The sequence below is a fragment of the Brenneria corticis genome (assembly GCF_003115855.1).
GTDB classification, from domain to species: domain Bacteria; phylum Pseudomonadota; class Gammaproteobacteria; order Enterobacterales; family Enterobacteriaceae; genus Brenneria; species Brenneria corticis.
Window position 1 is genome coordinate 117,296 of sequence record NZ_KZ819078.1, and the last position, 21,236, is coordinate 138,531.

Genomic DNA, 21,236 nt, shown 5'->3' on the forward strand with positions numbered 1-21,236 from the left:
CCTCAAAGCGGGATCTACTCATGCGGCGTGGAGGCGCGGATCAGCGTTTCACGATCGACGCCGGCGCGCGGGATATCGGCGGTGATTTTGCCGTTGGCCATCACCAGTACCCGATCGGCCAGGGCGATCACTTCATCCAGTTCGGAGGAAGAGAACATCACGGCCAATCCGTCTTTCGCCATCGCGCCAATCAGATGGTATACGTCGGTTTTGGCGCCGACGTCGATGCCGCGCGTCGGCTCATCCAGCAGCACCACTTCAGGCTCGGTCATCAGCGCTTTGCCCAACACCACTTTTTGCTGATTGCCGCCGCTGAGCGAGGCGATCGGCAGTTCCGCGTCGCTCACTTTAATCGCCAGTCTTTGGATCATGTCGCCGACGCTATGCGTCTCCTGCCGCGGCTTCAGCCAGGCGACGGCGCGGCGAAAACCGCGCAGGCTGAGGCGCGACAGCGTCATATTGGTTTTGACCGACATCAGTTGCACCACGCCTTCGCCTTGCCGATCCTCCGGCACCAGCGCAATGCCTTTTTTCAGCCGATACTGGAAATGGCGTTTGTCGAGGCGCTCGCCGTTAAGCACGACGCTGCCGCGCTGGCAGGGCATCAGGCCGATCACCCCCTTGAATAATTCGGTGCGTCCGGCCCCCAGCAGACCGTAAACCCCCACCACTTCCCCCTTACGCAGCGAAAAACTCACGTCATTGAGCTTATAGCCGCCGTTTTGGTGCAGGGCGGTTAAGCCGGCGACTTCCAGTACGCAGTCTCCCTGCGCGGCGGGGGAATAATCGAAATGTTTTTTCTTGTCGCCCACCATCTGTTCAATGATCCAGGGCACGGTGGCCTGCTGGACTTCACGTTCGCTGATAAAACGCCCGTCACGAAAAATGGTGATGTGATCGCCGATTTCCAGCAGCTCTTCGAGGCGGTGGGAGATATAGATAATGGTGACGCCGCGACGTTTGAGCTGGGCGATAACGCTGAACAGCACTTTGACTTCCGATTGGCTGAGCGCCGACGTGGGCTCATCCATGATCAGCACGCGGGTGTCTTTCGACAGCGCGCGCGCGATTTCCACCAGTTGCTGATGGCCGATACCCAGTTCGACCAGCGGCGTCAGCGGATCGACATCCAGCTCCAGACGCTCCAGCAACGCTTTCGCCAACTGATACTGATAGGCTTCATTAATTCGCCCGCGCTGAAAGAACTCGTTGCCGATAAAGATGTTGTCCATCACGTTCATATTGGGAAACAGGTTCAGTTCCTGAAAAATGATGCTGATGCCGTGTTTTTCCGCCTGCTGGGTGGAGCCGAACGTCACCGGCTCGCCGTCGAGCAGGATCTGGCCGGATGACGGCGCTTCCACCCCGGCCAGCAGTTTCATCATGGTGGATTTACCCGCGCCGTTTTCGCCAATCAACACGTTGACCTTGTTGCGGTAAACCCGGTAGTTGACCTGTTCGAGCGCCGTCACGCCGGGGTAGATGCGTGAAACCTCACGGGTTTCAATAATCACCGGGGAAGGAGGCGGCGGGGTCGCCGCAACGGGGGATTGCCTCTGTGCCATCATTCGCTCCTCAGTGTCGCGTGACGCGCGCGGGGGTGATATCCGGCAGCGTTTGCGGCACGTCCCAGACGCTGAATACGCCGTATACATCCAGGCGGTCGCCCGTTTTGAGCTGCATTTCTTGTATCCCGGCGGAAGCCAGGTCGTTAATCGCCCGAGCGTAGTCGCCGAACAGCACCTGATCGTTAAAATCCTGATAGCTCAGCCCTTTGTAGGCATCGCGCAACGCCGTGCCGCGAATAATCGGCCCAATCTGTACCACCACGCGGGCGCCGCTGACGTCTTGCACCGTCATCTTCCCGCTTTTCGAGGTGGTATTGACTTCGGTGACGCTGCCGCTGACGTGAACCGGGAAAACGCAGGGGTTCTCTGCCTGGGCGCGATAGCCATACTGCTGACAGGTGGCGGCGAAATCTGTTGACGCGGCGAAGTGCTGCATTAACTCTGCGACCGGTTTCGCCGCGGACGCTACCTGGGGAACGATGTTCTGTTGCCAGGTTTGCGCCACCTGGTTGACGTGAGGGGCGGCGGGGTTTTTCAGATCGGCCAGCTCCTGCTGCGACACGATCCGACAGCCGCCGAGGGTGAGTGCGGCAACGGCCAGCCAAATTCGCCTGGACATGGTTCTCTCCTTTGTGCCCCTTGCGGGGCACTATCATTCGGGGATTAGGATTTGTAATTGAAATCCTGAACGTTGTTGGCGTTACTTTGGTCGATCAGAATGCCGCGAAACATCACGCGTTGCTGTGCCGGTTTGACGCCGTTCTGAAGGAAGTTATCCAGATCGCTGACGCCCTGTGCGGCGATGGCCTGCGCCTGTAGCATTACCGTGGCTTTCAGCGAACCGGCCGTCACCGCGTTGCGTTCGTCATTGCTGCCGTCAATGCCCACCACCACCACATCATTACGCCCCGCGGCCTTTAGCGCGGCAATGGCGCCCAGCGCCACCGGGCCGTTACCGCAGATCACCCCCTTGACGTCGGGATGCGCCTGCAAAATGCTATCCATAATGCGTTTGCCGTCGAGCAGCGTGCCTTTCGCGTCCTGGCGCGCGACGCTTTGCATGTCGGTGTACTGGTCGATCACCTGATGGAAGGATTTGGATCGGGTTACGCAGTTATTATCCGCCAGGTTGCAGGTCAGCTCCGCATATTTACCGGTTTCGCCCATCAGTTCGACAAAACGGTTCGCCACTTCTGAACCGGCCTGAAAGTTGTTGTGGGTAATCTGCACCAGCGCGACATCATCGACCGGTATTTCGCGGTTGATCAACACCACCGGGATCCCGGCGTCGCTGGCCTTTCTGATGGCCGCCACGCTGGCGGTGGAGTCGGCGTTGTCCAGCACGATGCCCTGTACTTTTTGACCGATGGCCGCATCAATCAGCTCACTTTGTTTCTTTACGTCCTCACTGTGCGACAGCACCGTGGTTTTATACCCCAGCGACTGCGCTTTTAAATTGGCGCCTTTTGCTTCGGCGGCGTAATAGGGATTATCCAACGAGTTAACCATAATCATGATGGTGCCTTTTTCCGCAGACCAGACGGCGTGCGAAAATGTGCAGGCGGCGGTAATAGCTAACAGCATTAAACGCATTTTCATGGTGATGTTCTCTCTATTTCATTGTTATGTGTAGGTAGGTACAGAATGACGGCGCTACTGGCGTTGACTCGGTATTAGCAAATCGTGAAACCGCCGTCGATCATCAGGTCGGCGCCGGTAATCATGTCGCTGCCGTTGCTGGCGAAAAACAGCACGGCGGCGGCAATTTCGTCGGTATAGGCGAAACGTCCCAACGGGATCAGTTTCTTCATCGCTTCCCCTTTTTCCCCGCGCCAGGCTTTTTCGCCCATGGGCGTTAGCACCACGGTGGGGGAGAGGGTATTGACGTTAATCTTGTACGGAGCGAACTCTTTCGCCATCACTTTGGTCATCCCCAACAGACCGGCTTTGGCGGAGGTGTAGGCCACGTGGTTATCGATGGCGATGGAAGCGGCCTGTGAGGCGATATTGACGATCTTTCCTCCGTTGCCGGCGTTGATCATCCGTTTCGCCGCGGCCTGCGAGCAGAGGAACGGCCCGGTCAGATTGACGGCAATCTGTTTTTGCCATTCGGAAAACGCGGTGTCCAGCACCGGCTGTAGCATCACGTAGCCCGCGCAATTCACCAGAATATCTATCCGGCCGAAACGTGCCTCCACGTCGCTGAACGCCCGTTCCACCGATGCCGGTTCGGTCACGTCGCACTGCACAAACTGTACGCGTGAATCGTCGAACTGTTTGGCGACCTCCGCCGCCTTCGCCTGCTCGAATGCCGGATAAAGCAGCGCCAGACGAGCGCCCTTTTTCAGCAGCATCTCGTTGCTCGCCATGGCGATGCCGCCGAGACCGCCGGTGACCACGGCGACTTTGCCCTCAAGGGTTAAATCGGTATCCACGCCGTAGCGCAGATTCACGTCATATTCGTTGCTCATGGCCGCGTTCTCCTTATGAAACGGCGTGTAAAGCGGTGTGGCGCAGCGTGGTGAGCAGGCCGTCGGCATCAATGCGGAATTGATGCCGTAAGGCGCCGCGGCTGCTGCTATGGGTAAATTCATACGGCGGAATGCCAAGCGGAATGAAGCGCTGGCGACAGGCGTGTTTGAGCATCAGTTCGCCAATAATGCTGCTCAGGCCGCCGCTGAGCACATGCTCTTCCATGGTGATGACCTGCTGGTGTTCCGCGATCAGTTTGACGATAGCCTGCTCATCCAGCGGCCAGAGCGACGGCAGGGAGACGATGGTGATGCCGTGGTCTTTTGCCGCCAGCGCTTCATGCGCCAGCGTGCCCAGACAGAACACCACGGTGTCGGCGCCGCGCTGGAGCACCTCCGGTTTGCCGGGCTGGAACCGATAGTCGGCGTCATGCAGCACCGGCACTTTGTCGCTGTCCATGCGGATATACACCGGCCCCTGATGGGCAATGGCGTAACGGGCGATGGCGCTGGCCTGCGCGGCGTCCGCCGGCGCGAAGATCTGCAAATTGCCCATGGAGCGGGCGATGGCGATGTCGTTGGTGCAATGGTGCGTCGCCCCCAGCGGGCCATAGGCGAAGCCCGCGTTGAGACCCAGCATTTTGACGTTGCTTTCGGAGTAGCAAATATCGTTCTTTACCTGTTCATTCGAACGGGCAAACAGGAAAGGGGCCGCATTGGCGGTGAATACCGTGCGGCCGCTGAGCGCTACTCCCGCGGCGATACCCACCATATTCTGTTCGGCGATGCCGACATTGATCACCCGCTCGGGAAAGGCTTTTTCGAAGGGGGCGATTTTGGAGGTGGAGGTCGAGTCCGCCACCATCACGCTAAGGTTGGCGCCGTTTTGTTGTTCCTCTACCAGTGCGGCAATCACCGCGTCGCGTAAGTCTTGCATCATTGTTCCTCCAGCTCTGCCAGCCCAAGGGCTAACTGCTCATCGTTCGGTACGGCGTGGTGCCAGGCCGGAACGTTAGCCATAAATGAAATGCCGTGGCCTTTTTCCGTGCTCGCCAGGATCACGCGCGGTTTACCGCGGCCAGGGTGATTCACCGCCGCGACAATCGCCTGCGGATCGTGGCCGTCACATTCATGGACGTCGAAACCGAACGCGCGCCACTTATCGACCAGCGGCTCCAGCGGCATGATGTCTTCCGTTTTGCCCGCCAGCTGTAGCCGGTTGCGATCGACAATCACGATCAGATTATCGAGCTGAAACTTGCTGGCGGACATGGCGGCTTCCCAGTTGGATCCTTCGGCCAGTTCGCCGTCGCCGAGCAGTGCAAACGCCCGACGGTGGCTGCGTCCCTCCAGTTTGTTGCCCAGCGCCAGACCTACGGCGACGGATAAGCCATGGCCCAGGGCGCCGGAGTTGATCTCCACCAGATCCGGGAGCTTCTGACGGATGGGATGCCCCGCCAGCAGGGTATCGTCGCCCATGAACTGATCGAGTATGGCGGGATCGATCAGCCCCATGGCGGCCGCGCTACAGTACAACCCGCCTGCGCCGTGTCCTTTCGACAAGATGAAGCGATCCTGATCCGGCCGGGGCTGTTTTCTGTCCATTACCCCCATAAACAGCGTACAGATAATGTCGACTTCGGAGAGGTCCGCACCGGTATGGCCTTTACCTGCCCGATGGTTCATTTGCAGTACATAACGCCGCGCCTGACGCGCTGTCTGTTTGATTGTCTGAAAGTCCATCATTACCTCTTTATCAACGGAGCCGCTGTCGGATAACGCGCTTAATAACGTTAATGGGTGGTTATTCATTTTCAAATAAAAATATAGGCTATCGGTTTATGCGGTGTTGTGGCGCAGATCAAGTTTCGAATAAAAACAAATGATAATGATTAATGCGTTGATTTATCTTGATTATTATCCTTTATCTGACTCTATTGCGATATGTCGCAATAAAAATCGTTAAAAATCAACTATTGTCTTGTTATTTTCGAATGAAAATAACTATGCGGTATCACTGCGCTCGCATTACCAGTGCCGCGGCGGTAATATTTGACAACAACAGGGTTGGCGTTCGTGGTCTGTCAAAGGGAGTGTGTCGATTGAAAAGCAAAAATGAGCAATTAGCGGATATGCAGAAGCGACGTGAAAAGATCCTTGAGATGATTCGTGAAGATGGCACTGTCACAGTGAAAATGCTTACGGAAGCCTTCGATCTGACGGAAGCCACCATCAGAACCGACCTGCGGATGTTGCAGAAAGAGGGGTTGGTGCAGCGTTATCACGGCGGCGCAACGCTGGTGACCGGCAGGCAAAATACCCATGCGTTACTGCTTGAGCGGCAGATCAACCTGCATGAGAAAGAGGCGATTGGCCGGGTGGCGGCACAGTATATCAACAATGGCGATACGGTCATTCTGGACTCGGGTACGACGACGACGGCTATCGCCAATCATCTCAGTCATATCCGCAAGCTGTCGGTGATCACCACGGCGGTGAATATTGCCCTGAAGCTCGGGGCCGAACCGGGAATAAACATTCTGCTGACCGGCGGCACCTTTAAATTTCCCACCCTGTCGATGTCGGGCGAGAAAGCCGCCAACTTTTTTGAAAACGTACTGGCTGAGAAGCTGTTTCTGGCGACCGCCTGCATTTCGCCGCGTCTGGGATTGAGCTATCCCAGTGAAACCGATATCAAGGTGAAAAGCGCCATGATGAAGTCGGCGCGCACGGTTTACGTGGTCGCCGACTCCAGCAAGATTGATAAGGTATCGATGTTTGCGCTGCCGTGCGACTGGCGTGATATTCACTATCTGATTACCGACAGCGGGATCTCTCAGGGATCTATCGACGAGTTTGAAGCGCTGGGGGTACAGGTGCTGGTGGCGGAAAGCTAGTCTTGTTGGGCTGTTGCCTGAATATTTCGGGATCATTTCAGGGACGTTGATGCGCTGGCCGCCGCCAGCGCGGGTGGCCGGGATGAATTAAAACGTTTCCCAGTTATTTTCACCTTTCTTCGCAGGGGGAAGCGCTCCGTCGGCGGGTAATCCTTGCGGCAAAGGCGTGGATCTGACCGGGGAGGGATGATGAGCGGCGGTCGCGCCGTTTTCCGGCAGTTGGAATACCGCCACGGCCTGGGTTAAATGGCGCGCCTGCGTTTCCAGCGACGCGGCCGCCGCCGCTGATTGCTGAACCAGGGCGGCGTTCTGCTGGGTGACGCCGTCCATTTCGGTGACCGCCTGCGCCACCTGTTCGATGCCGCGATTCTGTTCCTCAGACGCCGAAGATATTTCTCCCATCAGATCGGTAACGCGGGTCACGGATTGAACGATGCTGGTCATGGTCTCACCGGCCAGCGCGACCTGTTTGGAACCGCTGTTAATCCGAGTCACCGACTCGGCGATCAGCCCGCCGATCTCCTTGGCGGCCTGCGCGCTACGCTGCGCCAGATTTCTCACCTCTCCCGCCACCACGGCGAAACCACGCCCCTGTTCGCCCGCCCGTGCGGCTTCCACCGCCGCGTTCAGCGCCAGGATATTGGTTTGAAAGGCAATGCCGTCAATCACGTTGGTAATGTCGGCGATTTTTTGCGAACTGGCGGTGATGTCATTCATGGTGGTCACCACGTCGCCGACGAGATGCCCGCCTTTGTTGGCCAGCGTGGAGGCTTCCTGCGCCAGTTTATTGGCTTGCGTCACATTATCGGTATTCAGTTTTACCGTCGCGCCCAACTGCTCCATGCTGGCGGCGGTCTCTTCCAGCGCGGCGGCCTGCTGTTCGGTTCGCGACGAAAGGTCGCTGTTGCCGGCGCTGATTTCACTGGCGCCCTGGTAAATAGAGGCGGCGCTATCGCGAATGGTGCCGACGGTGCGAATCAGGCTCTCCTGCATCTCGCGCAGGTAGGGAATCAACTGGCCGATATTGTTACGGCCGAAATCGGTAATGTCATGATGCAACTCTCCTGACGACAGGGTCTGGAACTGTTTTTTGATCTGTTCCAGCGGCGTCAACAGGCAGGAGACCAGATAACGATCGGTGAGCAGCAGAATCAGCAGCCCGGAAATCAACGCGGCAATCAGCGCGCGCTGGCAGGTTTCGACCAATTGATGGATCTGTTGGTCGTTTTCTTCGTCATTGGCAAACAGGCTCTCGGCATATTTTTGCGTCGCCTTGCCGAACTCAATGCTGATGGGCGGCAGGGTGGTTCTTACCACATCACGGTATTGATCGACGTTTCCCTCGGCAAGCAGGGCGATCATATTGCGCATTTCATGAATAACATTCGTCCAGTAACGCACAATATCATCAACCTGCTGCGGTAATACGCCGATCTGGGGTTGCGACCGAAAAAGCGCCAGATCGTTTTGACTGATATCGAGGGCGTCCGTCGCCGCTTTCAGTATGCCCTGCGCTTTTTCCTGTTCGCCACTCTGATGCAGATCGGCGACCATATATAACCGCACGGCGGTGCGGAAATAAGATTCCGTACCGTGGCTCATTATATTGTTGTTTTTCTTTTGAATCTGGCTGGTTTCCACTAGCTGGCTTAGCTGACCGAGAGAGGATAACGTCAGCCAGGAAACGCCGCCCCAGACTAATAAGAACAGGGTCAGGGTGGTTAATAACACTTTACGGATAGTAATATTTCTGAGCGATCGCATAAATTTATCCCGATTATTATGATTGGATTGTGATTTTTATGTTCTGCTACAAGGTGTTATTTTAATGACGAAATATGAATAGCTATTTTTAATCTACGTCAAAGAGGTTATCGGCACCGCTCGTTCATTTTATCGGCGATAATACATAAATATTTCAAAATAATGATCGCGCAATGATTATTGAAAATAATATTCAATATTTATTGTTGATTGGCATATTTGTTGAATACCTGCCGGATACTTCTAAGCAATACAACGCGTCACAGATTTGTGCCGTGGCGCAATAAGGGGTCTGTCAGACGAATGTTTCCCTGATGGCTTTCCCGCGCTCGGACGACGTCAGCCGTTGCAGGGCGGTCAACTGTTCCACCGCCTCGTGCATGGCGTCCATGCCTTTGGCGGCCTCTTTCATCCGCCCCATGTTGGTGGTCAGATTACGGCGCTCCTGGCTGGTTTCCGTGCTCATGGCGGCTATCTGATCGGCGGCGGAGATGCTCTGGTCGGCCATCTCCTGGGTGGTGCCGACCGTTTGCGCGGCAACGCTGCGGATGCGTTCAATGGTCTCGACGGCGGAGCGGATATTGTTGCGTGTGGCGTCCGCCTGATCCTTCGACGAGCGGGCCAGGCGGCGTACTTCGTCCGCCACCACGGCGAAGCCGCGTCCCGCCTCGCCGGCCCGCGCCGCTTCCACGGCGGCGTTGAGCGCCAGCAGGTTGGTCTGATCGGCGATGCCGCTGATGCCGACGGTGATCTGGGTAATGCCGAGGGAAATCTGTTCCAGCTGGTTAAGCTCATGCTCCAGATTATCCTGCGCGCTGCGGGTCTGGGTGGCGGCTTCGCTGATGGCGCGAATGCTGGACTCCGCCACGTCCAGGGTTTCGCTCTGGCGCGAGGTGGCGCGCTCAAGCTGCGGCAGGGCGGTCAGCAGCGGGTTGAGCTCTTCCTGGTAGGCCACCACCCGCTCGATCACCCCGGACTGGATGGCGTGCATCGCCTCCCAGCGGCGCAGCGCCCGCTGGGCATAGTGTCCCGCATAGGCGGCGTATTCGATGGGGAAATGGGTCATCGCCTTGACGTCATGGTCGAAGAACGCCAGCGCGGATAACGTCTGGTTGATGGGGACGCCGAAAATTTCGCCAAAGCTGGAAAAACCGGCCGCCGGCACGTCGTCAAAGAAGCTGGCCTGCCCCAGGCTGGCGGCGTTATTCATTCTGCGCAGTACGCAGTCGTTGAGCAGCAGCCCGCTGGGCTTGCCTTTCCCCGCCAGAAACCGCCGCCAGTCCTCTCGGGTGGCGGCGACGAAATCCGTCGCCTGCAACAGATACAGGCGGTCGCCGAACTCCAGATCGCAGAAGAAAGCGATGCTGTCCGCCCGAATGGCGGCCACCGAACGAATGAAATACTCATCATCCACCTTTACCCCGAAGGTTTTTCCCTCCAGGTGTTTGCCGATCTGATCCGGTTTGCAGCGCAGATGGTCGGACAGGGCGGTGATAATCGACTGGGGGCGTCCGTTGGCGTCGAATACCGAGGTGACGGTGCGGGCGACCGGATCGGCTTCGGCCACCAGCCAGCTCTGCGCGGTGGGTTCAAAGTTCTGGCTTTTGAACGGGGCAAAGGATTTCCCCGGCGCCATCTGGCAAAACACCAGTACCGCCTTGCCTTGCAATACCCCGTTATGGTTGCCGATATAGGTGGCGCTAAAGTCGAGTTTTCCCCCGGCCGAGCCGCCGATGGCCATGCAGGGGAAGCGGCCGCTGGCGTACCACGCCTGCATCAGAAAGCCTTCGGCGGCGGAGAGTCCGTCGCAGTAGATCATGGCGAAGGTGCGGTCGGCGGAAAGCGGCATGGCGACGTTGATCCGCTCCAGCTCCTGACGAATGGCCGCCACCCGCTGGCCGGCGGTCATTTTTTCCCGTACGTGCAAATCAATAACGTGCGTTTCGTGGCGGGATATCAGCGTTTGCGGCAGCCATAGCCAACTGCCCTGGCTGCCAGCCATATCGCAATAGGCGGAGCCTTTCGGGATGTTGCACAGAGCGCCGGTTGAAGAGAGCGTAAGCACCGTCAGGTCGGCATTGGCGAAACGCTGCCAGGTCTGGCTGACGGCGGGGAAATCCGCCTCGGGGGGGACAAAGGCCAGTAGAATCCCCGCTTTGGCGGAAAGGCCGAGGCTGCTCGGCGAGGCGGGTAAGGCTTCACAGTCAAAGACGCCGCTCGCGGGCGATTGATGACCGAAAATCGTTGCTCCTGCACGGAAAGACGACAAAATTCCCATAGGTAGTTCCCTCTCTTCAATTGAATCATGCACAAAGCGAATCATTGAATAAAAACAGTCTAATCCCTGAGGCGGGCGCAGTATGAGCTACTGGTCACGTTTAGCCGCGCCGCGTTTAGTACTGTTTTTGGGAACTTGTCAACGCGCTGATGTCCGCACCGTCGGGAGTCAGCTTTTGCGCAGACGCGCGGTCAATCCCTTGAGGAAATAGCGCAGCACCTGATCGCCGCAGGCGCGGTAATTTTTGTGTTCCGGCGCGCGCAACATGGCGGTCAGCTCCGGCTGCGACAGGCGGAAATCCTGGGACTGCAGGATCTCCTGAATATCGGTGGTTTTCAGGGAAAACGCCACGCGCAGTTTTTTCAGGATAATGTTGTTGGTGATTCTGCGCTCCACTTTGGGCGCCGGGCGGCTGTCGTCTTTGCCGCGTTGGCGGATAATCAGGCCGTCAAGGAATGTACCCATCAGGATATCCGGGCAGGGCTGATAGCCTTCCTCCTCTTCCTTTTTGATAAAGCCGGCTATCTGCTGCGGGGTGATGCGGGTATCCATCAGCGCCAGGATCTCAATCAACTGCTGGTTATTCAAATTCAACATGTAGCGCAGGCTACGTAGTACATCGTTATTTATCATTACCGGATTTTCTCGCCGCTTATCAATGGCGGGTAGTATAAAACGCAGGGGAGGATAAAGCGATGCGCGAAAGGATGCCCGGCAGACGCGGCGGCGCGCCCGCAGGCCATCAGGCCGAGCCGCGGCGGGCGGTTTCGGCCTTTACGCCCGGCGCGGCCCGCCGATCAGTGGAAGGTCTCTCCGCCGGTAAAATGGCCTACCCAGCCCGCGGGGTTGGTAAAGATGCGGATGGCGACGAAATCCGGGGATTCGCCGCTGTCGAACCAGTGCGGCGTATTGGCCGGCACGCGCAGCAGATCCCCCGCCTCGCAGGTGAGCCGGAACACGTTGTCGTTAATCGGCACAAAAAAGGTGCCGCTGCCATAAACGAAAAAGCGCACTTCATCTTCGCTGTGGGTGTGCTCCTGGAGGAACTTTTCGCGCAGTTCCTGACGCTGCGGGTGATCCGGCGTCAGTCTGATCACATCAGATGAGGTATAGCCTTCCTGCTGCTTGAGCCGTTCAATCTCGTCATGGAAGTGGGCGAGCAGCGCTTCGCTGCTGGCTTCGTGGCTGATGCCGTCGACGGGCCAGTGCTCCAGTTGAATGCCGGCGCCGGCAAGCAGCGCGGCGATATCGTCGAAGCGGGAGAGCTGTCGCACCGGTTGGGCGATTTGCGGACGCTGGAAAATGGACAGAGTGGTCATGGTCTTCACCTCGGGTATTCATCGCTAGTCCGTTAACCATTATCTTTCTATGGATAAAAAACAAGACGCTTTATTTATATCTTATTCCAGTGTTTTTATAGCCAAAAGCCGGGTGTGTTAATATTTTTAACCAGCGGTTAACGCTATTTCCGATTAGTTAATAGCTATTATCATTTTTGTTATTTAGATTTAAATTTTTCTACTGTTAGCATCCCTTATCGCGACTAACTGTATAAAAATTAGGATAAAAAACCATGACCGCTCATTTTCGTCGTATAGGTCTGCTGGCATTGCTGATCGGCCTGGCCAGCAACGCTCAGGCCGCGGATGAATCGCTTTCGCTCAAGGGAAAAACCATCGGCGTCGCCGTGGTGGGAACGCAACATTTCTGGGATCGCGAGGCGTACAAGGGCGCGACCGAAGAGATAGAAAAACTGGGGGGCAGCGTGGTGGGCGTGGACGGCGGGCGCGACAATCAGGTGCACGCCAATAACCACGATATTCTGCTGTCGCGCAAGGTGGACGCGGTGGTCAGCATTCTGGGGGACAGCGCGGTGGAGCCCAAGTTCAAGGCGCTGCGCGACGCGGGCATCCCGGTATTTACCGTCGACCACGTTTCGCCGTATTCCATCAACAACACCACCTCCGACAACTATGCCATCGGCTCCACCATCGGGCGTTACACGGCGGACGTGCTGGGCGGCAAGGGCAATGTCGCGGTGTTCAACGCCTTCTCCAACTCGCTGCGCATCTGCGGCATCCGCTACGACCTGTGGAAATATGTATTGCAGGACTATCCTGACATCAAAATCATTCAGCCGGAGCTGGCGGAGCAATACTCCAACTCGCCGGAAGACGCGCGCAAGAAAACCCTTGAGCTGCTGAGCCAGCATCCGAAGGGCACGCTGGATGCGATTCACGTGGCGTGCTGGGACCAGCCGGCCATCGGCGTGGTGCAGGCGCTGGAAGAGACCGGGCGCGACAAGGACGTGAAAGTGACGGCGATTGACGCCGGTCCGGAAACGCTGGAAATCATGGCGGAAAAAGAGAGTCCGTTTGTCGCCAACGTCGCGCAGCAGCCGCGTCTGATCGGCACCCTGGCGGCGAAAAACGTGGCCCGCCACTTTGCCGGCGAAGCCCTGCTGCCGCAAACCTTTGTGCCGGTGCTGCCGGTGAAGGGGGAAGCGGAGGCCAAAGCGGCCTATAAGCAACTCGGTTACGGCGAGCTGAAGTAACCCATGACGGCGCATCAACAGGCGGCGGACCCGGCGTCGCCGGGGCTGGCGATGACGCGGATTGGCAAGCGCTTTGCCGGCGTTACCGCGCTCGACGATGTTTCGCTGCACGCCCGGCCGGGGGAAATCCTCGGCCTGATCGGCGAAAACGGGGCGGGAAAGTCCACGCTGATTAAAATTCTCGCCGGGGTATACGCCCCGGACAGCGGCGCGATCCGCTTCGACGGCCGGTTGATTAACCCGGTCACGCCCGCCGCCGTTCACGCCCACGGCGTACGGGTTATCCATCAGGAACTCCATTTGATCCCGCACTTTACCGTCGCCGAATCGGTGTTTATCGGTCAGGAGCGCCGCCATCGCTGGCTGGGTCTGGATCGACGGCGGATGCGCCGGGAAACCGAGCGTTTCTTTCAGCAAACGCTGCAACTGCCGATGGACGCCAACCGCCTGATCGGCGATTTGAGCCTGGCGGAACGCAAGCTGGTGCAGATAGCGCGGGCGCTGATCGACGGCAACGCCCGGCTGGTGGTGTTTGACGAACCGACGGCGCCGCTGGAGGCGCGCGAGGCCGGCCTGCTGCTGCAAACCATTCTGGCGCTAAAGCAGCGCGGCATCGCCATTATCTATATTTCCCATTATCTCAATGAGATAGCAGAGATTTGTGACCGTGTCACGGTGCTGCGCAACGGCCGCAAGGTCGACACGCTGCAGGGGGAGGCGGCACGGCATATCGACGGCATGATCCAGCTGATGGTGGGGCGCGATATTAACAGCCTGTTCGCCGCGCCGCGTCGCGTCGCCGCATCCGAGCCTCCTTTTTTGCGCGTGGATAGGCTGACCGACGGGCGGCATTTCCGCCCGCTCGGCTTTTCGCTGGCGCGGGGCGAGATTGTCGGCATCGCCGGCCTGCTGGGATCGGGGCGCGAGGCGCTTATCGACACGCTGTATGGCTTAACCCCGGCGCGCGGCGGACGTATCGAAATTGACGGCGTGGCGCGCCGCATCCGCTCCCCGGTGCGGGCCACTGCGCTGGGAATGGCGCTGGTGCCGCGCGACCGTCGCCATCAGGGACTGCTTTTGCCCTGGTCGGTGGCGGACAATATCAATCTCTCCTCGCTGCCCGCGGTGGCGAGCCACGGCTGGCTGCGGCGCGCCAGGGCCAACCAGCGGGCGCGCCAGCTGGCCGATAAGCTGGATATCCGTCCGCGCGAGGTCGGCCTGCCGGTGCGCTATCTGAGCGGCGGCAATCAGCAGAAAGTGATTCTGGCCCGCTGGCTGAGTACCGCCAGCACGCTGTTTATCCTGGACGAGCCGACGCTGGGCGTGGATATCGGCGCCAAGGCGGAAATCTACCAGCTGACTCGCCAACTGGCGGATCAGGGGCGCAGCGTGATCGTCTCCTCCAGCGACGCCGGCGAACTGCTGGGGCTGTGCGATCGCGTTCTGGTGATGTGGCGCGGCGAACTGATTGCCGATGTGGCGACCGAACGACTCTCCGTCGACGCGCTGCTGGCGCTGACCAGCGGCGGCGCGGAAACGGAAAAGGAAGCAATATGATACCTCTTGCCGCTCTGGTGCCGGCCGGCTGGCGGCCGTCGGCGCTGCTCGATAAAATTCCGCTGCTGTTATTCGCCGCGCTGCTGCTGTTTCTGTGCCTGCAGGCGCCCTATTTTCTCTCCTGGCAGAATATCGCCATTATTCTGCGCCAGACGGCGCCGCTGGCGATACTGTGCTTCGGCCTGGTGTGCGTCATCGCCGGCGGCGGCGACGACGTGGTGGCGGGCGGCATCGATCTGTCGCTGCCGGCCATTGCGGTGCTGGCGGTGGCGATCGTCAGTCACGGCCTGACCAACGGCGGCGACGGCTACCTGTGGCTGACGCTGTCGGCGCTTTGCGCCGCGCTGCTGGCGGGCGGGCTGAATGCGCTGCTGGTGGTGCTGGTGCGTCTGCCGCCGCTGCTGGCGACCCTGGCCTGTTCCGTGGCGCTCACCGGATTGACCAATCTGCTTACCCGGCAGCGGCGCATCAGCGTCGGCGATCCGGCTATCGTGGCGTTTCGCGATAACAGCCTGCAGGGGCTGCCGCTGGCGGTGTGGTTTATGCTGCTGGTTTTCGTCCTGTTTCAGTTTATTGTTCACCACAGCCGCTGGGGGCAGCATTTGCAGGTGGCCGGCGGCAATACGGAAACGGCGCAGATGTCCGGACTTTCCGTGCGCGCGCTGGTGACCGGTTCCTATCTGCTGGCGGCGCTGGCGGCGGCGTTGGCCTCGTTGACGCTGCTGGCGCAGGGTTCCGGCAGCTCGCCCGGCACCGCGGAGCCGCTGCTGCTGGAGATGGTGCTGGCGACCTTTATCGGCGCCTCGTTTTCCCGCCGCCGGGTGGTGACCATCTGGGGCGCGCTGCTGGGGGCGCTGCTGGTCAATGCGCTGTCAAACGGGCTGGCGCTGCTGCGGGTGGATATCTTTTGGGTCGGCGCCATCAAGGGCGCATTGATTTTGCTGGTGCTGGGCGCGGCCTCGCTACAGCGGCGGAGGCGCGCATCGTGAAGCAGAGCGTTATGCCTTCCCCGGACTTGCTCCGGCGGGACAATCCGCTGCTGACGCTGTTTGTCCGCTACGGCTTTTTGCTTATCCTGCTGGCGTTTTTGCTGTTCTTCGCGCTCAGCAGCCCGGTATTTCTGACTTTCGGCAACTGGGGCAACCTGTTGCAGGGGAGCGCGGTGCTGTTGATCGTGGCGCTGGCGATGACGCTGGTGGTCACCGCGGGCGGCATCGACCTGTCGGTGGGGGTAGCGCTGGACTTCGGCGCCGCGTTCGCGCTGGTGGCGCTCAAGGTCTATCAGCTGCCGTGGCAGGCGGCGGTGCTGGCGGCGTTGGCGGGCGGCGCGCTGGTAGGGCTGCTGAATGCCGGGCTGATTATTTATTGCCGCATAAAACCCTTTCTGGCCACGCTGGGCACCTGGTTTATCGGCAGCAGCGTCGAGCGTATCTATACCGACGGCGGCGGCCCGATCGCCTACCGGCGCATGGCGCCGGAATATCACCAGCTGGCGGTGGGCGACCTGTGGGGGATACCGCTGCCGATCCTTATCGGGCTGGCGCTGCTGGTAATCTACTACCTGTTTTTTGAGCGCACCATCGCCGGTAAGCGCATCCACGCCATCGGGCTGAATGCGCCGGCGGCGCTGATCGCCGGCGTCAACGTGCGGCGCACGCTGTTCTGGCTGCTGATTGTCTCTTCAATGACCTGCGCCGTCGGCGGGGTGATCCTCTCCGCCAATCTGCGGCAGTTTACTCCGCTGGCGGGGCAGGCGTACCTGATGGACGCCATCGCGGCGGTGTTTATCGGCACCGCGTTTCACGCGCACGGGCGGCCGAACGTGCCGGGTACGCTGATCGGCGTGCTGTTCCTCGGCATGATCGCCAACGGACTGAACCTGATGGGATTGAATTTTATGGTAAAAGACGCCCTGGCCGGCATTATTCTGGTGGTGGCGCTGGCGCTGTCGTTTTTGCAGGGGCGCCTGCGGCAGCGCCGGTAAACGAAGACGGGCAGGGCTTGAGATGATAAAAGGAGTCGAAGTGAGTCAGTTTGATGCGGTTTTTGTCGGGTTAACCATTCTGGATATCGCCGGTCGCCCGGTCAGCGCCCTCCCGCCCGGCGGCGGGGTGGAGTTTATCGATCAGATCCGCCTGAATCCGGCGGGTACGGCCAGCGGCGCGGCGATGAACGCCGCCAAGCTGGGGATCCGCACCGCCACCGCCGCCTGTCTGGGGGAGGATGAAAAAGCCGACTTTATTCTCGGCGTCTATCAGCGGCTGGGGATTGATTGCTCGCTGGTGCAGCGCACCCGCGAGGCGGAGACCTCCGCCACCATTCTGGCGATCCGCCCGGACGGCGAGCGTTCGGCGCTGCATTATCGCGGCGCCTCCGACCGGCTGTTTATCGCCGAGCAGGATTTTGACGCGGTATGCAATACGCGCTTTCTGCACCACGGCGGCACCGGGCTGCTGGCCAGGATGGATCAGGGGCAGAGCGCCCGCTTGCTGCGCCATGCCAAAGCGCGCGGGGTGACCACCAGTCTGGACCTGATCGCCCCGGACGGCGGCACCCTGTCGCTGCTGGCGCCGCTGCTGCCCGATGTCGACTATTTTATGCCGTCGCGCCAGGAAGCGACGTTTTTGTCGGGGCGGGAGAAGCTGGCCGACAGCGCGGCGTTCTTTCTCGATCGGGGCGTGGGGGTATGCATTTTTAAAGCCGGCGCCGATGGTTCCTACGTCTTCGGGCAGGATTTTTCGCTGCATATTCCCGCCTATCGGGTCCCGGTGGTGGATACCACCGGCTGCGGCGACAGCTACTGCGGCGGTTTTATCGCCGGGCTGGCGCGCGGCTGGGATCTTGAGCGCGCCTGCCGTCTCGGGTCGGCGGTTTCCGGCCTGGTGGCCACCGGCCTCGGCTCCGACGCCGGCGTGGTGGACTGGGAGGAGACCCTGCGGTTTATGGCGCAGGCGGAGACGTTGTAACCTGGTGAAATTAATGTGAATACTCCATCCTGACCCTCCCCTTCGCAGGGGAGGGAGCGATTAGCTCCTCCCCCTGGCAAGGGCTGTCTCTTAGTCACATATACTGTTAACGGTATATGTGAGTTCAGCGCTATTTCGTGCGCTAGAAGGCCGTCATTTCTCTGCTATGTCGCAGCACGCGCCCGACGCAGGGTGGTTCAAGCGCCACCACCCTCCGGACCCGGGCTTGTGGCTGAAATCACGTCGCTGACGCGATGCCTTCGGCGGTCGCCCCCTTTCCCGAACCGCCAGTGACGCGTTCCCGACGCGGCACTGGCTTGCGCCGCTTCCCTGCGGCGCATTCGCGGGGTCGTCCACCTCAGCGTGATTTCTTACGCCGACGAAAAGCAAAGAACAAAGAACAAAGAACAAAGAATGACCCCAAGACCAGAATACACATGGCCTCTAAAGGTTCCCTGGATTTGTGTATAAGAGACAGTCGCAGGGGAGGGAGCGATTAGCTCCTCCCCCTGACAAGGGGGAGGCCGGGTGGGGGTCAACGCTCCGCCTACTTCCACACATACAACAGCGGCTCGCCGCCGACGAAACGCTCCAGCTCGGCGGCGATCATCGCGGTGTGTTTGCTCAGGGTTTCCCGCGTGGCGCCGGCGATATGCGGGGTGATCACCACGTTGTCGAATTCGGTGATAAACGGATGATGCCGCCACAGTGGCTCGCTGTCGTAGACGTCCAGCGCGGCGCCGGCCAGCCGTTTGCCGCGCAGGGCGGCGATCAGATCCTCTTCGCGCACCACCGCCGCGCGCGAGGTGTTGATCAGGTAGGCGTGCGGCCGCATGCGATTGAGCAGCGCGGCGTTAACCAGGCCCCTGGTCTGCGGGGTGCTGTTCAGGTGCAGGCTGACGAAATCCGCTTCGGCGAACAGCGCTTCCAGCGTGGTTTTGCGTACGCCGGGTTCGTCAATTTCCTCCGCCGCGACGTAGGGATCGGCGATCAGCAACTGCATGCCGAACGCCCGCGCCAGCCTGCCCACCCGTTTGCCGATGCTGCCGTAGCCGACGATGCCCAGCGCCTTGTTGCGCAGTTCGCTGCCTTTAAACACCTCGTACGGGCTCTCTTTGGTGACGTCCCAGACCACGTCCTGCCGCAGACCGGGCTGCGCGGCGCGGGTTTGTGCGGCGTGGCTTTGCCGATCGTCGCGGGTGAATTCGCCGCGCTTCAAGGCCGCGTGCGCCTGCGGAATATGGCGCGCGACGTTGAGCATCAGCGCCAGCGTCAGTTCCGCGGCGGCATCGGCATTGCGCCCCGGCGTATAGATCACCGGAATCGCGCGATCCCGCGCCGCGGCGACGTCGATATTCACCGGATTGGCGCGGGTACAGGCGATAAGCCGCAGGCGCGGGCAGGCGGCAATCACCTTGGCGGTGATGTCGTCATAGCTGGTGATGATAATCTCCGCGTCCTGCGCCAGCGCAATCAGCGCCGCTTCGCTCAGTTTGGGTTTGCCGACGGCCCAGCCGTCCAGGACCAGATCGCCCAGCCGACGAAACCGATCGAGGCTGCCGTCATACTCGGCGGTAAAAATGATTTTCATAATAGCGGCTCTTCTGAAAGCGTGTTTAGCGCCTGTTCGCGGGCCAGCCACAGGGGCTGTAACTGGTCGCGCAGCTGGCGAAAGATGGGGAACAGCGTCTGGTAACGGCGATGGGCGCGGGGATCGGGGGTAAACGCCTGCCGCCCTGCATCGCCCGCCAGATCCGAGGGAACGATTTTTTCGCCCACGGCGAGCGCCGCCAGCACCGCCGCCCCGCGGGCGCTGAGCTCTTTCACCGGGCTGGCGATCGCCTTGCGCCCGGTGCAGTCGGCGATGATTTGCAGCCACCAGGGGGAGGCCGCGCCGCCGCCGGCGATATAGAGATCGCCGCCGTCAGGGTAATCGGTCAGCGAGTCCTTGATGGCGTAGGCCAGCCCTTCGAACACCGCGCGCAACAGGTGATCGTTGGTGGTGTGCTGGCCGATGCCGAAGAAGCCCGCCCGGGCGTACTGGCTGTAGAAGGGCGCCCGTTCGCCGTTCAGGTAAGGCTGATAAAACACGCCGTCGCTGCCCGGCGCAATGCGGGCGATGCGTTTGCCGAGCTCGTCGAAGTCGGTGGTCTCCGCCAACTGCGCCAGCGCCCAGTCAATGTTCGGCGTGCCGGACTGCATGGCGAACAGATTGAGGTAGTGGCCCGGCCAGGCATGGGCGACAAAGCGCGTTTTGGGGCTGACGCGCGCCAGACCGCGGCAGACAATCCCGGTGCAGCAGGTGGTGCCGAGGATAGTGAAAATATCCCCGTCATGAACCGCGCCGATACCCAGCGCGGCGGCGGAGACGTCCAGCGCGCCGGCGCACACCGGGGTGCCTGGCGGCAGGCCGGTCAGCGCGGCGATATCTTCCTCCAGCGCGCCGGCCGTCTCCTGCGGTTGCAGCAGCGGGGGAAACAGGCGGCGGAACGGGCGCAGATCCAGCGCATCCAGCACCGCGTCCGACAGGGTTTCATGGCGCAGGTCCAGCAGCGAGGTGCCGGCATCGGTTAATTCAAGGTTGGCCCTGCCGGTCAGGCGAAAGCGCACCCAGTCTTTGGCAAAGAAAAAGTAGTCCGCCGCGTGCAGCGACTGGGGTTGATGCCGCGCCAGCCAGTGGAGGATCAGGCTGCTGTTGCACGGCAGCAGCGGGGAGCCGGTGGCGGCGAACAGCGCGGCTTCAAGCGCCGGATCCTGTTTTAACTGCGCCACCCGCTGCGCCGCGCGGGTATCGCTCCACAGTATGGCGCGGCGGATGGGTTCTCCCCGGCGATCGCTCAGCCATACGCCTTCTCCCTGACCCGTCAGCCCGATGGCTTTTAACCGTCCCCGCCGCAGCAGGGGGGAGCGCGCCAGGGTGGTTAATGTCGACAACACCCCTTGCCACAGGCCGTCCATATCCTGTTCCGCATAACCTGGATGGGGCGTCTCGGTGACGTTGGCGGCGGAGGCGATCTGGTGTTCATTAAACTCGCCGTCAAACAGCACTGATTTAACTTTCGAGGTGCCGATATCAATGCCAATGTAGTAATCCATCCGTCACTCACCTTCTGTATTGCGGGCGAAATCAGGGTAATGGAAAATCCGGCGGCTCTATATTCCTATATTGGCAAAGCAATTT

The 21,236-nt window shown here is 60.0% G+C and carries 18 protein-coding genes; 6 read left to right on the forward strand and 12 right to left on the reverse strand.

Annotated features, from left to right (window positions below; genetic code table 11):
* Positions 1-14: 14 nt before the first annotated feature.
* The 6 genes from DDT56_RS10930 to DDT56_RS10955 all read right to left on the reverse strand — a co-directional run bounded on the left by DDT56_RS10930 (position 15) and on the right by DDT56_RS10955 (position 5,782).
* Positions 15-1,565 (reverse strand): sugar ABC transporter ATP-binding protein, encoded by a 1,551-nt coding sequence (locus DDT56_RS10930; RefSeq protein WP_136166480.1) that lies wholly within the window; start codon positions 1,563-1,565, stop codon positions 15-17.
* A gap of 10 nt (positions 1,566-1,575) precedes the next feature.
* Positions 1,576-2,187 (reverse strand): DUF2291 family protein, encoded by a 612-nt coding sequence (locus DDT56_RS10935; RefSeq protein WP_136166481.1) that lies wholly within the window; start codon positions 2,185-2,187, stop codon positions 1,576-1,578.
* 44 nt (positions 2,188-2,231) lie between these two features.
* Positions 2,232-3,167: a D-ribose ABC transporter substrate-binding protein gene (locus DDT56_RS10940; protein ID WP_136166482.1), complete on the reverse strand. Its 936-nt coding sequence runs from the start codon at positions 3,165-3,167 to the stop codon at positions 2,232-2,234.
* A 74-nt stretch (positions 3,168-3,241) separates the two neighbouring features.
* A complete protein-coding gene (locus DDT56_RS10945) occupies positions 3,242-4,039 on the reverse strand; it encodes a GolD/DthD family dehydrogenase (RefSeq protein ID WP_136166483.1) in 798 nt (265 codons plus the stop codon).
* A gap of 13 nt (positions 4,040-4,052) precedes the next feature.
* On the reverse strand, positions 4,053-4,976 hold the full coding sequence (locus DDT56_RS10950) for a transketolase family protein (protein ID WP_136166566.1): 924 nt from the start codon (positions 4,974-4,976) through the stop codon (positions 4,053-4,055).
* Positions 4,976-5,782 (reverse strand): transketolase, encoded by an 807-nt coding sequence (locus tag DDT56_RS10955; protein ID WP_136166567.1) that lies wholly within the window; start codon positions 5,780-5,782, stop codon positions 4,976-4,978. Before DDT56_RS10955 ends, DDT56_RS10950 begins: the two co-directional genes overlap by 1 nt.
* A 359-nt stretch (positions 5,783-6,141) precedes the next feature.
* Here DDT56_RS10955 and DDT56_RS10960 point away from each other — a divergent pair, with 359 nt between their 5' ends.
* Positions 6,142-6,936: a DeoR/GlpR family DNA-binding transcription regulator gene (locus DDT56_RS10960; protein ID WP_136166484.1), complete on the forward strand. Its 795-nt coding sequence runs from the start codon at positions 6,142-6,144 to the stop codon at positions 6,934-6,936.
* An 87-nt stretch (positions 6,937-7,023) separates the two neighbouring features.
* Here DDT56_RS10960 and DDT56_RS10965 read toward each other — a convergent pair whose 3' ends face one another.
* The 4 genes from DDT56_RS10965 to DDT56_RS10980 all read right to left on the reverse strand — a co-directional run bounded on the left by DDT56_RS10965 (position 7,024) and on the right by DDT56_RS10980 (position 12,297).
* Complete coding sequence (locus DDT56_RS10965; RefSeq protein WP_136166485.1) at positions 7,024-8,700, reverse strand: methyl-accepting chemotaxis protein; 1,677 nt, start codon at positions 8,698-8,700, stop codon at positions 7,024-7,026.
* Positions 8,701-8,995: 295 nt separating this feature from the next.
* Entirely contained in the window at positions 8,996-10,978 is a 1,983-nt protein-coding gene (locus DDT56_RS10970) for a methyl-accepting chemotaxis protein (RefSeq protein ID WP_136166486.1), read from the reverse strand.
* 168 nt (positions 10,979-11,146) lie between these two features.
* Positions 11,147-11,611: a YehS family protein gene (locus DDT56_RS10975; protein WP_136166487.1), complete on the reverse strand. Its 465-nt coding sequence runs from the start codon at positions 11,609-11,611 to the stop codon at positions 11,147-11,149.
* Positions 11,612-11,775: 164 nt separating this feature from the next.
* Positions 11,776-12,297 (reverse strand): 1,2-dihydroxy-3-keto-5-methylthiopentene dioxygenase, encoded by a 522-nt coding sequence (locus tag DDT56_RS10980; RefSeq protein WP_136166488.1) that lies wholly within the window; start codon positions 12,295-12,297, stop codon positions 11,776-11,778.
* Positions 12,298-12,551: 254 nt separating this feature from the next.
* On the opposite strand from DDT56_RS10980, the gene DDT56_RS10985 reads away from it, so the two are divergent.
* From DDT56_RS10985 to DDT56_RS11005, 5 genes are read left to right on the forward strand one after another with little or no spacing between them, the layout of a single operon-like run.
* A complete protein-coding gene (locus DDT56_RS10985) occupies positions 12,552-13,532 on the forward strand; it encodes a sugar ABC transporter substrate-binding protein (RefSeq protein WP_136166489.1) in 981 nt (326 codons plus the stop codon).
* Positions 13,533-13,535: 3 nt separating this feature from the next.
* Entirely contained in the window at positions 13,536-15,089 is a 1,554-nt protein-coding gene (locus DDT56_RS10990) for a sugar ABC transporter ATP-binding protein (RefSeq protein ID WP_136166490.1), read from the forward strand.
* A complete protein-coding gene (locus DDT56_RS10995; RefSeq protein WP_136166491.1) occupies positions 15,086-16,078 on the forward strand; it encodes an ABC transporter permease in 993 nt (330 codons plus the stop codon). Before DDT56_RS10990 ends, DDT56_RS10995 begins: the two co-directional genes overlap by 4 nt.
* Before the next feature lie 11 nt (positions 16,079-16,089).
* On the forward strand, positions 16,090-17,073 hold the full coding sequence (locus DDT56_RS11000) for an ABC transporter permease (protein WP_136166568.1): 984 nt from the start codon (positions 16,090-16,092) through the stop codon (positions 17,071-17,073).
* A 40-nt stretch (positions 17,074-17,113) separates the two neighbouring features.
* Positions 17,114-18,055, forward strand: coding sequence for a carbohydrate kinase family protein (locus tag DDT56_RS11005; protein WP_136166492.1), 942 nt, complete (start codon positions 17,114-17,116; stop codon positions 18,053-18,055).
* A gap of 547 nt (positions 18,056-18,602) precedes the next feature.
* On the opposite strand, the gene DDT56_RS11010 is transcribed toward DDT56_RS11005, so the two are convergent.
* Positions 18,603-19,646, reverse strand: coding sequence for a 2-hydroxyacid dehydrogenase (locus DDT56_RS11010; RefSeq protein WP_136166493.1), 1,044 nt, complete (start codon positions 19,644-19,646; stop codon positions 18,603-18,605).
* Complete coding sequence (locus tag DDT56_RS11015) at positions 19,643-21,151, reverse strand: FGGY-family carbohydrate kinase (protein WP_136166494.1); 1,509 nt, start codon at positions 21,149-21,151, stop codon at positions 19,643-19,645. Before DDT56_RS11015 ends, DDT56_RS11010 begins: the two co-directional genes overlap by 4 nt.
* Positions 21,152-21,236 lie beyond the last annotated feature (85 nt).

Bases quoted from the DNA above. Each gene is read 5' to 3' on its own strand.
- DDT56_RS10930 (WP_136166480.1), bottom strand. From the start codon at position 1,565: ATGGCACAGAGGCAATCCCCCGTTGCGGCGACCCCGCCGCCTCCTTCC.
- DDT56_RS10935 (WP_136166481.1), bottom strand. From the start codon at position 2,187: ATGTCCAGGCGAATTTGGCTGGCCGTTGCCGCACTCACCCTCGGCGGC.
- DDT56_RS10940 (WP_136166482.1), bottom strand. From the start codon at position 3,167: ATGAAAATGCGTTTAATGCTGTTAGCTATTACCGCCGCCTGCACATTT.
- DDT56_RS10945 (WP_136166483.1), bottom strand. From the start codon at position 4,039: ATGAGCAACGAATATGACGTGAATCTGCGCTACGGCGTGGATACCGAT.
- DDT56_RS10950 (WP_136166566.1), bottom strand. From the start codon at position 4,976: ATGCAAGACTTACGCGACGCGGTGATTGCCGCACTGGTAGAGGAACAA.
- DDT56_RS10955 (WP_136166567.1), bottom strand. From the start codon at position 5,782: ATGGACTTTCAGACAATCAAACAGACAGCGCGTCAGGCGCGGCGTTAT.
- DDT56_RS10965 (WP_136166485.1), bottom strand. From the start codon at position 8,700: ATGCGATCGCTCAGAAATATTACTATCCGTAAAGTGTTATTAACCACC.
- DDT56_RS10970 (WP_136166486.1), bottom strand. From the start codon at position 10,978: ATGGGAATTTTGTCGTCTTTCCGTGCAGGAGCAACGATTTTCGGTCAT.
- DDT56_RS10975 (WP_136166487.1), bottom strand. From the start codon at position 11,611: ATGATAAATAACGATGTACTACGTAGCCTGCGCTACATGTTGAATTTG.
- DDT56_RS10980 (WP_136166488.1), bottom strand. From the start codon at position 12,297: ATGACCACTCTGTCCATTTTCCAGCGTCCGCAAATCGCCCAACCGGTG.
- DDT56_RS10985 (WP_136166489.1), top strand. From the start codon at position 12,552: ATGACCGCTCATTTTCGTCGTATAGGTCTGCTGGCATTGCTGATCGGC.
- DDT56_RS10990 (WP_136166490.1), top strand. From the start codon at position 13,536: ATGACGGCGCATCAACAGGCGGCGGACCCGGCGTCGCCGGGGCTGGCG.
- DDT56_RS10995 (WP_136166491.1), top strand. From the start codon at position 15,086: ATGATACCTCTTGCCGCTCTGGTGCCGGCCGGCTGGCGGCCGTCGGCG.
- DDT56_RS11000 (WP_136166568.1), top strand. From the start codon at position 16,090: ATGCCTTCCCCGGACTTGCTCCGGCGGGACAATCCGCTGCTGACGCTG.
- DDT56_RS11010 (WP_136166493.1), bottom strand. From the start codon at position 19,646: ATGAAAATCATTTTTACCGCCGAGTATGACGGCAGCCTCGATCGGTTT.
- DDT56_RS11015 (WP_136166494.1), bottom strand. From the start codon at position 21,151: ATGGATTACTACATTGGCATTGATATCGGCACCTCGAAAGTTAAATCA.